The organism is Streptomyces sp. NPDC047043, from assembly GCF_040644055.1.
In the GTDB taxonomy this organism is placed as follows: domain Bacteria; phylum Actinomycetota; class Actinomycetes; order Streptomycetales; family Streptomycetaceae; genus Streptomyces.
The window spans coordinates 129,934-144,659 of record NZ_JBEYVO010000006.1; the positions used below are offsets into that span (position 1 = coordinate 129,934).

Below are 14,726 nucleotides of genomic sequence, written 5' to 3' on the forward strand. Positions count from 1 at the left end.
GGCACTCTCACTCAATGAGTGCTAACGAGGGTCCATAGTGACGTATTCCCGAGGATCAGTCCACCGTCACCGGCACTCGGTGACCGACGCCACGTGCGACGGTCCTGCTGCGCGGCCGTGCCACCAGGCGTGAACGGAGCGCCACCAGGGTCACCGCGGCGAGCACGGTGCCGCCCATCGGCACCAGGAATCCGGCGCCGCCCCAGAAGCGGTCCTCGAGCTGTCCGGCGATGGTGACGGCGGCCGCCTGGCCCAGCGCCACCGCGCCGGTCAGCCAGGTGAAGGCCTCGGTGCGGGCGCCGGCCGGGACCAGGCCCTCGACCAGCGTGTAGCCGGTGATCAGCGCGGGCGCGACGCACATGCCGACGAGGAGGCCGAGACCGGCGATCACGAGCACCGAGTGCGCGGCCCACAGTCCGGAGGCCACCAGCGCGAGCGCGCCGTAGCCTACGACCAGGCGCCGCTGCGGTGCCGTCTTCCAGGCGACGGCGCCGAAGACGATCCCGGAGAGCATGTTGCCCGCGGCGAAGACGCCGTAGAGGACACCGTTCAGACCGGGCTCGCCGATCGACTCGGTGAACGCGGCCAGCGACACCTGCATGCCGCCGAAGACGGAGCCGATGCCGAGGAAGGCCACGATCAGCACGCGCACACCGGGGACGCGCAGAGCGGAAGTGTGCTCCACGCGCGCGTGCCCGGCGACGGCGGTGGCGGGCTGCGTGCTCTTCTGCGCCGCGAACAGCAGTCCGCCGAGCAGGGTGAGCGCGGCCTCCGTGACCAGGCCCGCGGCCGGGGCGACCGTCGTGCACAGGGCGGTGGCGAGCAAGGGGCCGAAGACGAAGGTCAGCTCGTCGGTGACGGACTCGAAGGCGGCCGCGGTGGTCATCAGGGGCGAGCCCTGGAGCTTCACGCCCCAGCGGGCGCGCACCATGGGCCCGACCTGCGGCACCGAGGCGCCGGTCGGCACGGCCGCCGCGAACAGCGCCCACAGAGGTGCATGGGCCAGCGCGAGCGCGGTCAGGGTCAGGCCCGACAGGGCGTGCAGCAGTACACCGGGGATCAGGACCGCGCGCTGTCCGTAGCGGTCGGCGAGACGGCCGCTGTAGGGCGCGAACAGCGCCATGGAGACGCCGGTGACGGCCGCCGCGGCGCCCGCCGCGCCGTACGAGCCGGTGGTGTGCTGCACCAGCAGCACGATGGAGATGGTGAGCATCGCGAACGGCTGGCGTGCCGCGAAGCCGGGGAGCAGGAACGTCCAGGCGCCGCGCGTGCGCAGCAGCTGTCCGTAACCTGGGCGGGAGGTGACCGTGGATGCCACGGCCCGTGCCTTTCTGCCGCCTGGTAGCGCGCCCGTGCGGGGGCGCCGAGAGCTGTCCTCTTGCGCGGAACTGCGGTAGATACCGGGGCCCACTGCAAAGGACGTTCCGGCCGCCGTGCGGTCGCGCCAGCTCTGCGTCAGGCAGAGTTGGTTCGATCAGGGTGCGCCTTCATCGTACAGGGATCGATACCCGATGTACCTGTGAAAACGAGCACCATGAGGTGCGTTCACCTGTGATTGCGAAAGGTGTGAAGCGTGCGAAACCTGCCGTTAACACCCGCTCCCGAGTGCTGCCCGCCTCAGAGCCCCGCGCCCGCCCCGTTCGTCCCGAGCCACCCGGCCAGCTTGCCGCCGTGGCCCACCGCGCGCAGCCGCTTCTCCGCGGCGTCCCGTACCGGGTCCGTGGCGACGACGAGCAGTTCGTCGCCGCGCCGCAGCACCGTGGTGGGCAAGGGAACAAACGATTTTCCGTCGCGTACGACCAGGGTGACGGCGGCGCCGGCCGGCAGCCGCAGCTCGTTGACCTCGACGCCGTGCATCTTCGAACCCTCGGGGATCGCGACGGACAGCAGATGTCCGCGCAGCCGCTCGAGCGGGGCGGACTCGATGCCGAGGTCGGCTGCCTCGGCGTCCTCGCCCAGGCGCAGCTTGCGGGCGAGCCACGGCAGCGTCGGGCCCTGGACCAGGGTGTAGACGACGACCAGGACGAAGACGATGTTGAAGATGCGGCGGCTGGCGTCGACGCCCTCCACCATCGGGATGGTCGCCAGGATGATGGGGACCGCGCCGCGCAGCCCGGCCCAGGACATCAGGGTCTGCTCCTGCCACGGCACCCGGAACGGCACCAGGCACAGCACCACGCTGAGCGGGCGCGCGACCATGGTCAGCGCCAGGCCGATGACCAGCGCGGGCCACACGTCGTCGCCGAGCTCGTGCGGCGTGACCAGCAGGCCGAGCAGGACGAACATGCCGATCTGGGCGATCCAGCCGAGCCCGTCGGCGAACCCGCGCGTGGCCGGCCAGTGCGGGAGCTTGGCGTTGCCCATCACCATCGAGGCGAGGTAGACGCCGAGGAAGCCGCTCCCGTGTGCCAGCGCGCCCCCGGCGTACGCCGTGACGGCGATGGCCATGACGGCGATCGGGTAGAGGCCGGAGGCGGGCAGCGCCACGTGCCTGAGGCCCCAGGAGCCGAGCCAGCCCACCGCGAGGCCGATGGCCGCGCCGATGGCCAGTTCCAGGGCTATCTCGCCCAGCAGCGCATACCAGTGCTCGACGGGCCCTGCGGTGGAGAAGGCGACCACCAGGATGACCACGGGGGCGTCGTTGAAGCCGGACTCGGCCTCCAGAGTGCCCGTCACGCGCGCGGGGAGGGGGATTTTCCGCAGCACCGAGAAGACCGCCGCCGCGTCCGTCGAGGAGACGACCGCCCCGACGATCAGCGCCTGCCGCCACTCCAGCCCGATCAGATAGTGCGCGGCCGATGCCGTGACCCCGACGCTCACCGCGACCCCGACCGTCGCCAGCGCGGAGGCGGCCGGCAGGGCCGGTCTGATCTCCTTCCACTTCGTGCCGAGGCCACCTTCGGCCAGGATCACGACGAGAGCCGCGTACCCGATGACCTGGGTCATCTCGGCGTTGTTGAAGTGGATGTTGCCGATTCCGTCCTGGCCCATGAGGACCCCGATCCCCAGGTACACGAGCAGGCTGGGGAGCCCGCTGCGCGAGGAGATCCGGACCGCTGCCACGGCGACGAGCAGGACGAGCGAGCAGACGAGCAGAAGCTGGTTGAGGTGGTGGACAGTCAGCGGCCGTTCCCTTCCCTGGCTCACACGCATCCCGCGCGGGAGCTCACGTACATAGGACACGAAGTCATGGAACTCCGCACCCAAGTACTTCGTTACCTTACCTAACTCTTGACGATTTCTTGACGCTTCGGGAGGCAAGATCGAACGCCCGTCCGCGCTGGTTCCCGACTCCGCGTCAAGGCCCTCCAGGCCCTGCGCCTATGGTTGCTCCAGCACTCCAGGACCGCCTGCCGCTCGCGTTAGGACAGCAAGGACAGCGATGCCCCCCAACACCACCGCCACAACGGGTGACAAGCCCGGCAAGTCCGGCAGGAAGAAGGGGCGCAAAGCCCGATTGGTCGTGCTGGTACTGGTCCTGGCCATCATCGGCGGCATCGCCTACGGGGCGTACTGGTCCATCAGCACCGTCCGTGCCTCGTTCCCGCAGACGAAGGGTTCGATCAGCCTCGACGGTCTGTCGGGGCCCGTCGACGTCAAGCGCGACGGCTACGGCATCCCGCAGATCTACGCCTCCTCGGACGAGGACCTGTTCATGGCGCAGGGCTACGTCCAGGCGCAGGACCGGTTCTACGAGATGGACGTGCGCCGGCACATGACCTCCGGGCGCCTGTCGGAGATGTTCGGCAAGGGCCAGGTCAAGACCGACGAGTTCCTGCGCACCCTGGGCTGGGACCGCGTCGCGGAGAAGGAGTACGACACCAAGTTGTCGGCCTCCACCAAGAAGTACCTCCAGGCCTACGCCAAGGGGGTCAACGCCTACCTGCACGGCAAGGACGGCAAGGACATCTCCCTGGAGTACGCGGCCCTGGGCTTCGTGAACGACTACAAGCCCGCGAAGTGGACCCCGGTCGACTCGATCTCGTGGCTGAAGGCGATGGCCTGGGACCTGCGCGGCAACATGCAGGACGAGATCGACCGCGCCCTGATGACCAGCCGTCTCGGCCCCAAGCAGATCGCCGACCTGTACCCGGACTACCCGTACAGCCGCAACAAGACGATCGTCCAGGAGGGCCAGTACAACGAGCTCACCAAGACGTTCGAGCAGAACGGCAGTACGTCCGGCGGCGGCACGTCCACCAGCTCCGCCACGGGCACGTCGACGTCGTCGGCGGGCTCGGCCCTGCAGAGTCAGTTGTCCGGCCTCTACAAGGTCCTGGACAACGTCCCGACGGCCGTCGGGGTGAACGGCCAGGGCATCGGGTCCAACTCCTGGGTGGTCGCCGGAGACCACACCATCACCGGCCATCCGCTGCTGGCCAACGACCCGCACCTGTCGGCCTCGCTGCCGTCCGTCTGGTACCAGATGGGCCTGCACTGCCGCACCGTCTCCAGCAAGTGCCAGTACGACGTCACGGGTTACACCTTCGCGGGCATGCCCGGCGTGGTCATCGGCCACAACCAGAACATCGCCTGGGGCATGACCAACTCCGGGGTCGACGTCACCGACCTCTACCTGGAGAAGCTCAGCGGCGACGGCTACCTGTACGACGGCACGGTCAAGCCCTTCAAGACCCGCGAGGAGACCATCAAGGTCGCCGGCGGCGCGTCCAAGAAGATCGTCGTCCGCCAGACCGCCGACGGCATGCCCCTGCTGTCCGACCGTGACGACGAACTCGTGAAGGTCGGCAAGAAGGCCACCGTCGACACCGCCGCCCCGGACCGCGGCGACGGCTACGGCATCGCGCTGCGCTGGACCGCACTCGACCCCGGCACCTCCATGGACGCCGTCTTCGCGATGGACAGGGCCTCGAACTGGAGCGACTTCCGCTCGGCGGCCACCCTGTTCGACGTCCCCTCGCAGAACCTGGTCTACGCCGACAGGACCAACATCGGCTACACGCTGCCCGGAAAGATCCCCACGCGCGCGAAGAAGGACAACGGCTCGATCCCCGCGCCGGGCTGGGACTCCAGCTACAAGTGGACCGGGTACATCCCCAAGAACGCGCTGCCCTACGAGTACAACCCGGAGCGCGGCTACATCGTCACCGCCAACCAGGCCGTGGTCGGCAAGGGCTACCCCTACACGCTCACCACGGACTGGGGCTACGGCACCCGCAGCCAGCGCATCACCGACCTGATCGAGTCGAAGATCAAGGGCGGCGGCAAGGTCTCCACGGACGACATGCGCCAGATGCAGCTGGACAACAGCAGCGAGATCGCCAAGCTGATCGTGCCCAAGCTGCTGAAGATCGACATCAAGAACAAGGACACCAGCGGAGCGAAGGCCGTCCGCGAGGCGCAGGAGCTCCTGGAGGGCTGGGACTACACCCAGGACGCCGACTCGGCCGCGGCCGCCTACTTCAACGCGGTCTGGCGCAACATCCTCAAGCTCGCCTTCGGCAACAAGCTGCCCAAGGAACTGCGCGTCAAGGGCCAGTGCCTGTGGGTCGACCCCGTCACCACCACCGGGCCCGCGGACGCGACCAACAAGGTCCGCGAGTGCGGTGAGCGCGACGCCGACCAGGCGCAGCCGGACGGCGGCGACCGCTGGTTCGAGGTCGTGCGCAACCTCATGGACGACCCGAAGAGCGACTGGTGGACCACGCCCAAGTCGCTCACCCGGCCGGGCGCGAGCGACAACCGCGACGATCTGTTCAAGCGCGCCATGATCGACGCCCGTTGGGAGCTGACGGCCAAGCTCGGCAAGGACATCGACACCTGGAGCTGGGGCCGGCTGCACCGCCTGTTCCTGAAGAACCAGACCCTCGGCACCGACGGCCCGGGCATCGTGAAGTACGTCCTCAACCGCGGCCCCTGGAAGCTCAGCGGCGGCGAGGCGACGGTCAACGCCACGGGCTGGAACGCCGCCGGCGGCTACGGCGTCGTATGGGTGCCGTCGATGCGGATGGTGGTCAACCTCGACGATCTCGACAAGTCGAAGTGGATCAACCTCACCGGAGCCTCCGGGCACGCCTACAGCGCCCACTACACCGACCAGACGGGCAAGTGGGCCAAGGGCGAACTGCTCGACTGGAGCTTCTCGGACAAGGCCGTCGACAAGAACACGAGCGACACGCTGGTGCTCAAGCCGTGAGCCGCTGAGGCGAGTTGACGAAAGTGCCCTCCACGCACGCGTGGAGGGCACTTTCCATGAGAGCGGCCTCGGGGAGAGCTGTCTCAGGCTCCCTCGAAGCGGCGCACGCCCGACGGCGTCACCACCGCCTGCACCGGCAGGTCGTGCGGCTCCTCCGGGACGCGCTCGACGACCTCCGAGTCGTACAGCAGCACCACCAGTGCCGGATGCGCTCCCGCACGCTCCAGCCGCGCCAGGACGCGGTCGTACGACCCTCCGCCGCGCCCCAGCCGCATCCCGCGCGCGTCGACCGCCAGCCCGGGCAGCAGCACGACGTCGGCCCCGGTCACGGCGTCCGGGCCGAGGCGCTCGCCGGACGGCTCGAACAGCGCCATTTTTCCGCCGTGTTGGACGCGCGCGAGGGAGCCCTCACCGGCGTATGCGCCCCAGTCCAGGTCGTTGTCGGGCAGAAGAGTCGGCAGCAGGACCCGCACGCCCCGCGCGCGCAGCGCGTCCAGCAGCGCGAGCGTCCCGGGCTCGCTCCCCACGGAGACATACGCCGCCACCGTGCGCGCACGCGCCAGTTCGGGCAGCTCCAGCGCTCGCCCGGCCAGCGCGGACGCGGCTTCCCGCACGTCATCCGCCGTCAATCTGTTTCTCACCGCGAGGAGCTCTCGCCGCAACATTCGCTTGTCAGGCTCGGCCTCACGTCCGATGTGACTCACTGGTCGCACCCGTACCCTTCCTAATGTGCTCATATGAGAGCCAATTAACCGGAGCCACAGATTCCTTGCAAAGGCACCGGATAAGGTTGCGGCCATGACTCAGTCTCACCCCAGGATCAGCAAGGCTGTCATTCCCGCAGCCGGCCTCGGCACCCGGTTCCTGCCGGCCACCAAAGCCACTCCCAAGGAGATGCTGCCGGTCGTCGACAAGCCGGCGATCCAGTACGTGGTCGAGGAGGCCGTGTCCGCGGGTCTCGACGACGTCCTCATGATCACGGGTCGCAACAAGCGCCCGCTCGAGGACCACTTCGACCGCAACTACGAGCTTGAGTCGGCCCTCCAGAAGAAGGGCGACGCCGGCCGCCTCGCCAAGGTCCAGGAGTCCAGCGACCTCGCCACCATGCACTATGTGCGCCAGGGCGACCCCAGGGGCCTCGGCCACGCGGTGCTGTGCGCGGCCCCGCACGTGGGCCACGAGCCCTTCGCCGTCCTCCTCGGCGACGACCTGATCGACCCGCGCGACCCCCTGCTCGCGCGCATGGTCGAGGTCCAGGAGCAGCGCGGCGGCAGCGTCATCGCGCTCATGGAGGTCGCGCCGGAGCAGATCCACCTCTACGGCTGCGCGGCGGTCGACCCCACCGAGGACAGCGACGTCGTCAAGGTGCACGACCTGGTCGAGAAGCCGGCCGCGGCCGACGCCCCGTCGAACTACGCGATCATCGGCCGCTACGTCCTCGACCCGCACATCTTCGACATACTGCGCAAGACCGAGCCGGGCCGCGGCAACGAGATCCAGCTGACCGACGCCCTCCAGCAGCTCTCGCAGGACGAGAAGGTCGGCGGCCCGGTGCACGGCGTCGTCTTCAAGGGCCGCCGCTATGACACCGGCGACCGCGGCGACTATCTGCGTGCCATTGTCAGACTCGCGTGCGAACGTGAAGACCTGGGCCCGGACTTCCGGACCTGGCTTCGCAGTTACGTAGCCGAGGAGATGTAGCAACGTTGAGCAGCGCCGCGCCCCGCACCACCGGCCAGGACCACCTCTGGTCGGTGGACGAACACCTGGAGGACATCCTCACGACCGTCCGCCCCCTGGAACCCATCGAGCTGCAGCTCCTCGACGCACAGGGCTGCGTCCTGGTCGAGGACGTCACGGTGCCGGTCTCACTGCCGCCCTTCGACAACAGCTCCATGGACGGGTACGCGGTACGGGTCGCGGATGTCGCGGGCGCGAGCGAGGAGTTCCCCGCCGTCCTGGACGTCGTCGGGGACGTCGCGGCGGGCCAGGCCGACCTGCTCCATGTGGGCCCCGGCCAGGCCGCCCGCATCATGACCGGCGCCCCGCTGCCGCCCGGCGCCGAGACCGTCGTCCCCGTCGAGTGGACCGACGGAGGCGTCGGCGAGGGCCCGGCGACCGGGATGCGCGCCCGGGCCCTGGCCCCCGAGGGCGCCGAGGGGCATGTGCACGTGTACCGCCCGGCCGAGGCACGCGCGCATGTACGCGCGAAGGGCAGCGACGTGAAGGCCGGGGACCGCGCCCTCGAGGCCGGCACGGTCCTCGGACCGCCGCAGATCGCCCTGCTCGCCGCGATCGGCCGTGGCACGGTGCGGGTACGCCCGCGCCCGCGCGTGGTCGTCATGTCCACCGGCAGCGAACTCGTCCAGCCCGACGAGGAACTGCGCAGCGGCCAGATCTACGACTCCAACAGCTTCGCCCTCACCGCCGCCGCCCGCGACGCCGGCGCCATCGCCTACCGCGTGGGTGCCGTGGCCGACGACGCCGAGACCCTCCGCAACACCATCGAGGACCAGCTCGTCCGCGCCGACCTCATGGTCACCACCGGCGGCGTGAGCGTCGGGGCGTACGACGTGGTCAAGGAGGCCCTCTCGCACGTCGGCGACGAGGACGAGGCCGGCAGCGGCATCGACTTCCGCAAGCTCGCCATGCAGCCCGGCAAGCCCCAGGGCTTCGGCTCCATCGGCCCCGACCACACCCCGCTGCTCGCGCTCCCGGGCAACCCGGTGTCGTCGTACGTCTCCTTCGAGCTGTTCGTCCGCCCCGCGATCCGCACCCTCATGGGACTCGACGACGTCCACCGCCCGCGCACGCGCGCGACCCTCACCGCGAGCAAGGCGCTGACCTCGCCGAAGGGCCGCAGACAGTTCCTGCGGGGGGCGTACGCCGACGGCAGCGTGACCCCGGTCGGGGGCGCCGGATCACACCTGGTCGCGGCCCTTGCGCAGGCCGACGCGCTGATCGTCGTGCCCGAGGACGTGGAGTCCGTCGAGCCCGGCACCGAGGTCGAGGTCGTCCTGCTCGGCTGAGTCACGTGTGCGTGCCGGTCCATGGGGCAGTCCTGGTCCGCTGTTTGCGCCGACTTGGCGGTACCGTGTCGCGCACAACAGGCCACGCGCCGCACCGCGACGGGCCCGGACCGGGAGCGCCACAGATCATGAGCACGCAGGACCGACTGACGCACATCGACGAAGCGGGCGCGGCCCGCATGGTCGACGTATCGGACAAGGACGTGACGGCGCGCACCGCCCGTGCCAGCGGACGCGTCCTCGTCTCACCCCGCGTGGTCGAGTTGCTGCGCGGCGAGGGGGTCCCGAAGGGCGACGCCCTCGCCACCGCGCGCATCGCGGGCATCATGGGCGCCAAGCGCACCCCGGACCTCATCCCGCTCTGTCACCCGTTGTCGGTGTCCGGTGTGAAACTGGATCTGGCGGTCGCGGACGACGCGGTGGAGATCCTCGCCACCGTGAAGACCACGGACCGCACGGGCGTCGAGATGGAGGCCCTCACCGCGGTCTCCGTCGCCGCGCTCACCGTGATCGACATGGTCAAGGCGGTCGACAAGGGAGCGGTCATCACGGACGTACGTGTGGAGGAGAAGACGGGCGGCAAGTCCGGCGACTGGAGCCGGGCATGACCTACCGCGCCCTCGTGGTCACCGCCTCCAACCGCGCCGCCGCCGGGGTCTACGAGGACAAGGGCGGCCCGCTGATCGCCGAGGGGCTCAAGGGCTTCGGGTTCGATGTCGAAGGGCCGCAGGTCGTCCCCGACGGAGACCCCGTGGAGGCCGCGCTGCGAGCCGGTGCCGAGACGGGGTACGACGTGATCGTGACCACCGGCGGCACCGGCATTTCGCCCACCGACCGCACACCCGAGGCCACCCGCAAGGTGATCGACTACGAAGTGCCGGGCATTGCGGAGGCCATCAGGGCGTTCGGACGGGAGAAGGTGCCGACCGCCGCGCTCTCCCGGGGCCTGGCCGGAGTGGCGGGAGGCACGCTGATCGTCAACCTGCCGGGTTCCACGGGCGGGGTGAAGGACGGACTGGCCGTCCTGGAGCCCCTCCTGGTCCACGCCGTCGACCAGATCCGCGGCGGCGACCACCCCAGACCCGGCGCCACCAGTGGGGGTGCGAGCTGAACAGCCCATCCTGGCCCGTCGTGCTGGCGGACGGCGATGTCGTCCTCCGGCCGATAAAGCTGCGCGACCAGCGGGCCTGGCGCGAGGTCAACCGGCGCAACCGGGACTGGCTGCGCCCCTGGGAGGCGACCATTCCGCCGCCCACGCCCAGCGGGCCGATCGCGCACCGGCCGACCTACCGCCAGATGGTCCGGCATCTTCGGTCCGAGGCGAACTCGGGCCGGATGCTGCCCTTCGTCATCGAGTACCAGGGGCGTCTGGTCGGGCAGTTGACGGTCGCCGGGATCACCTGGGGCTCCATGTGTTCGGGGCACATCGGCTACTGGGTGGACGAGTCGGTGGCCGGCCGCGGCGTGATGCCGACATCCGTGGCGCTCGTCGTGGACCACTGTTTCCGGACCGTCGGTCTGCACCGCATCGAGGTCTGCATTCGTCCCGAGAACGGGCCCAGCCGCCGGGTCGTGGAGAAACTCGGATTCCGCGAGGAGGGCCTTCGGCCGCGTTATCTCCACATCGACGGCGCCTGGCGCGACCACCTCGTCTTCGCGCTCACCGCGGAAGAGGTACCCGACGGGTTGCTGAGCCGCTGGCAGCGGGCACGCTCCCAGAAGACGCCGCACACACCCGGGAATCCCGGCAGTCTGGGGAATTGAATAAGTGTTCGAAATTGATCGGCCCATGACCGGCTCGGGGCTTTAATTTCCCGCCCTCGACGGCCTGCTGATCGCATCGGTCACAAAAAAAGTTCGAAATATCAGCCAGATCGTGCGACACACCGGCTCAATTGGCAGATGGCCTCACGCAAACCCCTCTACCGTGTGAGGCGTGAGCAGCAGCGGCCTCATCTACGCAGTCATTGTCGGGGCCTGGGCCGCCTACTTGGTGCCGATGTGGCTCCGTAGGCAGGACGAGCTGAACGAGGCCCGTCCGACGGAACGCTTCAGCACCGCCATCCGGCTGCTGTCCGGACGGGCGGGTATGGAGCGCCGGTACGCCAAGGACCTGCGGGCGCGCTCCACCGAAGAGGGGGAGTCCAGCGCCGATGTGCCGGACGCCGTCACCGACTCGGTGGACGTCCGGGCCTTCGCCATGCCTCCGGCCCGCCCGCAGGCGCGCGCCGAGGTCAAGGCGCAGGCAACCGGCCGGGCGCAACCGGCGCGAGAACAGAAGCGGGAACAGGCGCGGGAACAGACGCGAGAGCAGCCGGAGGCACCGGTGCCCGCGCAGGGCTCCGCTCCTGCGCGCAAGCGGGTGCCGGCCGCACGGCGCTCGCCCTCGGAGGAAGCGGCCGCGGCTCGTGCCCGGCGCACGAAGGCGCTCGCGCGCCGTCGGCGTACGACCGTGATGCTCTTCGTCGCCTTCACGCTCGGCACTGTCGTCGCCGCTGTCGGCGGGCTCGCGTTCCTGTGGGCACCCGGCGTGCCCGCAGTGCTGCTCAGCGGCTACATCGCCTACCTGCGCTCCCAGGAGCGCCGCCGCTTCGCCGTCCAGATGGACCGGCGCCGCGCCGAGGCCGCCGCGCAACGGCTGCAGGAGCGCGCCCGCCAGCCGCGTCGGCGCACGGCCACCGCCGACGTGGACGGCGACGAACCGGACGAGGGACCAGAGCGCCGGAACGACCCCGGCCTGTCCGCTCTCGCCGCCGACCGGCGCGCCCTCGTAGAGCAGACCGACCACGCCGAGTGGGTCGACCAGCAGCGCGAGCGGCAGCGGCGGCCCGGACACGGCGACAGCTGGGACCCGGTACCGGTGCCGCTGCCCACGTACGTGACCGCACCGGTCGCTCCCCGGGCCACCTCGGACGTCGACCTCGGCGCACCGGACGCGTGGAGCTCGGCCCGCTCGAGCTCCGTCGCCCGGGACCGGGAGGCACAGGCCGGCTCCGGCGCCGAGCCGGGCGAGGCCGCCTCCGCGGAGGACAGGGCGGCCGACGACGACGGGCGCAGTGACGCCCGCCGGGCGGCTTCCGCACGGCGGGCACGGGAGCGGGGGCGGACGCCGCTGTTCGACCAGTACGACGACGGCGGACGGCCGCGGGCCGCCAACGAATAGGGCGCCGCCCCGGCCGCGCCCACCCGTCCCACCTGTGCGGCTGCCGCCGGCCGGGGCCGGAACGGATTTCCGAGCACGCGGATCGGGGTGCTAGAGTTTCACTCGTTGCAAGGGCCTGTGGCGCAGTCCGGTAGCGCACCTCGTTCGCATCGAGGGGGCCAGGGGTTCAAATCCCCTCAGGTCCACCGCAACAACTGGTCAGGGAAACCTGGGGCAGTTGATGAGATCCCGTCCGATCGGAAGATCGGGCGGGATCTTTGTTTTGCCTGACGTTCCGTCAGGCGGAGCTGTCACAGCTCCTTCGCGAAGCAGCGGCTGTCCTCGTAGTGCCGGTAGTAGCCGAACTTCTCGCAGGGCTCGTAGCCGCTGGACGTGTACAGGGCGATGGCCTCCGGCTGCTTGGTGCCGGTTTCCAGGACCATGCGGAGTCGGCCGGCCGCGCGGGCGTCCTCCTCCAGGGCGGCCAGGATGCGCCGGGCGAGGCCGCGGCCGCGGGCGCCGTCCACCACGTACATCCGCTTCAACTCGGCGTCGCCGTCGCGGTTGCCCTCGCCGTTGGTGTCCTGGGCGCGCCAGCCGCCCGTGGCGACCGGGCTGTCGTTCCCGTCGTACACGATGAAGTACACGCCGTTCGGCGGCTCGAAGTCCGCCGGGTTCAGGGGTGTCGCGTCTCCACCGTCGCCGTAGCGGACGTGGTATTCGGCCTGGACCTGGTCGTTGAGCTTGACGGCGTCCGGGTGGTCGAAGGAGACGCGGCGTATATTCATGTCGGAGATCGTACACCTATGCAGACAGTGCGGGATGGAGATCTGGACTCCGTCCAGTGTGCCGGTATCGTTCCCGCGTGCTCACTGTGACCTCCGTCAATGTCAATGGACTGCGCGCCGCCGCGAAGAAGGGCTTCGTGGAGTGGCTCGCCGGCACCTCCGCCGATGTGCTCTGCCTGCAGGAGGTGCGTGCGGAGCCGCAGCAGCTGCCCGAGCATGTGCGCACGCCCGACGGCTGGCATGTCGTGCACGCGCCCGCCGCCGCCAAGGGCCGCGCCGGCGTCTCCCTCTACACCCGCCGCGAGCCGGACCGCATCCAGGTCGGCTTCGGGTCGGCCGAGTTCGAGACCGGCGGACGCTACGTCGAGGTCGACCTGCCGGGTGTCACGGTCGCGTCGCTCTACCTCCCCTCCGGCGAGGTCGGCACCGAGCGGCAGGACGAGAAGGTGCGGTTCATGGGTGAGTTCCTCGCCTACCTCAAGGCGCTGCGGGAGCGGGCCGCCGCCGACGGGCGTGAGGTGGTCGTCTGCGGCGACTGGAACATCGCCCACCAGCAGACCGATCTCAAGAACTGGCGCGGCAACACCAAGAACTCCGGCTTCCTGCCGGAGGAGCGGGAGTGGCTGGGGCGGGTCTTCGACGCCGGGGACGGGGGGTACGTCGATGTCGTACGCGCTCTGCATCCGGATGTGGAGGGGCCGTACACGTGGTGGTCGTATCGCGGGCGGGCCTTCGACAACGATTCAGGTTGGCGCATCGACCTCGCCGTCGCGACGCCTGGACTGGCCGCCCGGGCCGTCAAGGCGGTCGTGGAGCGGGCGGCCACTCATGAGGAGCGGTGGTCGGACCATGCGCCGGTGACGGTGACCTTCGAGATGTGAGGCCCCGGTGGTGTCACGCCGACACGTGCTGCAGCGGCAGTTCGATGATGGCGTAGGCGATCCCCGAGAAGGCCAGTGCGGTGAGCAGCGTCAGGGCCCGCTCCTTGTGGTGGCGTGCCATCAGCAGCGGGATCGCGACCAGGAACGCCGCACAGGCCCAGGCCTGCGGGGCGTAGTGGAGCACCCATGTGTACTGGATGGACTCCATTCCGAACACGCCCGCCGGCGCGGCCAGTCCGACGACACGGCGGCGTGCGGTGTGCCCGCGCCGCCACCACGCCCCCGCGGCACCGAACAGCGGGCCGCTGACCAGCGCCATCACCAGCCACACCAGCGGCCAGAACGCACTGCCCATGCCGTCGCGGCCGAACTCCGCGTAGCCGTAGTAGCCGACGACCAGGCCGATCGTCGTGCACAGGCCGGCGAGCACCGACTTGCGCAGGGCCATGCGCGCGGCGGCCGCCAGCGCGCCGGCGGTGAACGCCGGAACGCACCACACCGCACCGGAGTTGGCGATCTGGTTCGAGGCGCCGGGGAGCCCGCCCTGGGCGAGGTTGGTGAGAACGCCGAGCGCGATTCCCGCCACCGGCGCGGATATCCACCACCGGTTGAGTCCCGTGACCGGGCGGAGGGCTGTGCTGATCGTCATGGCCGCGACTATACACACTGACTATACGTGCCGTGTATAGCTGGCGACGAAGGTGAGCGAAGGAACTGCAGCGGGAAGGT

At 70.1% G+C, this 14,726-nt stretch carries 13 protein-coding genes and 1 tRNA gene; 9 read left to right on the forward strand and 5 right to left on the reverse strand.

Annotated features, from left to right (window positions below; translation table 11 throughout):
* Positions 1–55: 55 nt before the first annotated feature.
* Together ABZ880_RS11375 and ABZ880_RS11380 are read right to left on the reverse strand one after the other, a co-directional pair.
* Complete coding sequence (locus tag ABZ880_RS11375) at positions 56–1,318, reverse strand: MFS transporter (protein WP_361260185.1); 1,263 nt, start codon at positions 1,316–1,318, stop codon at positions 56–58.
* A gap of 299 nt (positions 1,319–1,617) precedes the next feature.
* On the reverse strand, positions 1,618–3,153 hold the full coding sequence (locus tag ABZ880_RS11380) for a potassium/proton antiporter (RefSeq protein ID WP_361260532.1): 1,536 nt from the start codon (positions 3,151–3,153) through the stop codon (positions 1,618–1,620).
* A 229-nt stretch (positions 3,154–3,382) separates the two neighbouring features.
* Between ABZ880_RS11380 and ABZ880_RS11385 the strand changes: the two genes are divergently transcribed.
* A complete protein-coding gene (locus tag ABZ880_RS11385; protein ID WP_361260187.1) occupies positions 3,383–6,157 on the forward strand; it encodes a penicillin acylase family protein in 2,775 nt (924 codons plus the stop codon).
* A gap of 83 nt (positions 6,158–6,240) precedes the next feature.
* On the opposite strand, the gene ABZ880_RS11390 is transcribed toward ABZ880_RS11385, so the two are convergent.
* Positions 6,241–6,822: a 5-formyltetrahydrofolate cyclo-ligase gene (locus tag ABZ880_RS11390; protein WP_361260189.1), complete on the reverse strand. Its 582-nt coding sequence runs from the start codon at positions 6,820–6,822 to the stop codon at positions 6,241–6,243.
* Between the two features lie 133 nt (positions 6,823–6,955).
* On the opposite strand from ABZ880_RS11390, the gene galU reads away from it, so the two are divergent.
* From galU to ABZ880_RS11425, 7 genes are all read left to right on the forward strand, one after another.
* Entirely contained in the window at positions 6,956–7,858 is a 903-nt protein-coding gene (gene galU, locus ABZ880_RS11395; protein ID WP_361260191.1) for a UTP--glucose-1-phosphate uridylyltransferase GalU, read from the forward strand.
* Between the two features lie 5 nt (positions 7,859–7,863).
* A complete protein-coding gene (gene glp, locus ABZ880_RS11400) occupies positions 7,864–9,186 on the forward strand; it encodes a gephyrin-like molybdotransferase Glp (RefSeq protein ID WP_361260193.1) in 1,323 nt (440 codons plus the stop codon).
* A gap of 128 nt (positions 9,187–9,314) precedes the next feature.
* Positions 9,315–9,794, forward strand: coding sequence for a cyclic pyranopterin monophosphate synthase MoaC (gene moaC / locus ABZ880_RS11405; RefSeq protein ID WP_361260195.1), 480 nt, complete (start codon positions 9,315–9,317; stop codon positions 9,792–9,794).
* Positions 9,791–10,297, forward strand: coding sequence for a MogA/MoaB family molybdenum cofactor biosynthesis protein (locus ABZ880_RS11410; RefSeq protein ID WP_361260197.1), 507 nt, complete (start codon positions 9,791–9,793; stop codon positions 10,295–10,297). The genes moaC and ABZ880_RS11410 overlap by 4 nt, the downstream gene beginning before the upstream one ends.
* A gap of 20 nt (positions 10,298–10,317) precedes the next feature.
* Positions 10,318–10,950: a GNAT family protein gene (locus ABZ880_RS11415; protein ID WP_361260199.1), complete on the forward strand. Its 633-nt coding sequence runs from the start codon at positions 10,318–10,320 to the stop codon at positions 10,948–10,950.
* A 172-nt stretch (positions 10,951–11,122) separates the two neighbouring features.
* Positions 11,123–12,349: a gephyrin-like molybdotransferase receptor GlpR gene (gene glpR / locus ABZ880_RS11420; protein WP_361260201.1), complete on the forward strand. Its 1,227-nt coding sequence runs from the start codon at positions 11,123–11,125 to the stop codon at positions 12,347–12,349.
* 111 nt (positions 12,350–12,460) lie between these two features.
* Positions 12,461–12,534: transfer RNA gene (locus ABZ880_RS11425), tRNA-Ala, on the forward strand.
* A 105-nt stretch (positions 12,535–12,639) separates the two neighbouring features.
* Here ABZ880_RS11425 and ABZ880_RS11430 read toward each other — a convergent pair.
* Positions 12,640–13,116 carry a GNAT family N-acetyltransferase gene (locus ABZ880_RS11430; RefSeq protein ID WP_361260203.1) on the reverse strand — a complete coding sequence of 159 codons (477 nt, stop codon included), beginning with the start codon at positions 13,114–13,116 and terminating at the stop codon, positions 12,640–12,642.
* Between the two features lie 56 nt (positions 13,117–13,172).
* On the opposite strand from ABZ880_RS11430, the gene ABZ880_RS11435 reads away from it, so the two are divergent.
* A complete protein-coding gene (locus ABZ880_RS11435) occupies positions 13,173–13,997 on the forward strand; it encodes an exodeoxyribonuclease III (RefSeq protein WP_361260205.1) in 825 nt (274 codons plus the stop codon).
* Between the two features lie 13 nt (positions 13,998–14,010).
* Here ABZ880_RS11435 and ABZ880_RS11440 read toward each other — a convergent pair whose 3' ends face one another.
* A complete protein-coding gene (locus tag ABZ880_RS11440) occupies positions 14,011–14,646 on the reverse strand; it encodes a DUF6518 family protein (protein WP_361260207.1) in 636 nt (211 codons plus the stop codon).
* Between the last annotated feature and the right edge of the window lie 80 nt (positions 14,647–14,726).

Coding starts and splice junctions, on each gene's coding strand:
- ABZ880_RS11430 (WP_361260203.1), bottom strand. CDS start 13,116: ATGAATATACGCCGCGTCTCCTTCGACCACCCGGACGCCGTCAAGCTC.
- ABZ880_RS11410 (WP_361260197.1), top strand. CDS start 9,791: ATGACCTACCGCGCCCTCGTGGTCACCGCCTCCAACCGCGCCGCCGCC.
- ABZ880_RS11385 (WP_361260187.1), top strand. CDS start 3,383: ATGCCCCCCAACACCACCGCCACAACGGGTGACAAGCCCGGCAAGTCC.
- ABZ880_RS11440 (WP_361260207.1), bottom strand. CDS start 14,646: ATGACGATCAGCACAGCCCTCCGCCCGGTCACGGGACTCAACCGGTGG.
- galU (WP_361260191.1), top strand. CDS start 6,956: ATGACTCAGTCTCACCCCAGGATCAGCAAGGCTGTCATTCCCGCAGCC.
- ABZ880_RS11390 (WP_361260189.1), bottom strand. CDS start 6,822: ATGTTGCGGCGAGAGCTCCTCGCGGTGAGAAACAGATTGACGGCGGAT.
- ABZ880_RS11380 (WP_361260532.1), bottom strand. CDS start 3,153: ATGCGTGTGAGCCAGGGAAGGGAACGGCCGCTGACTGTCCACCACCTC.
- moaC (WP_361260195.1), top strand. CDS start 9,315: ATGAGCACGCAGGACCGACTGACGCACATCGACGAAGCGGGCGCGGCC.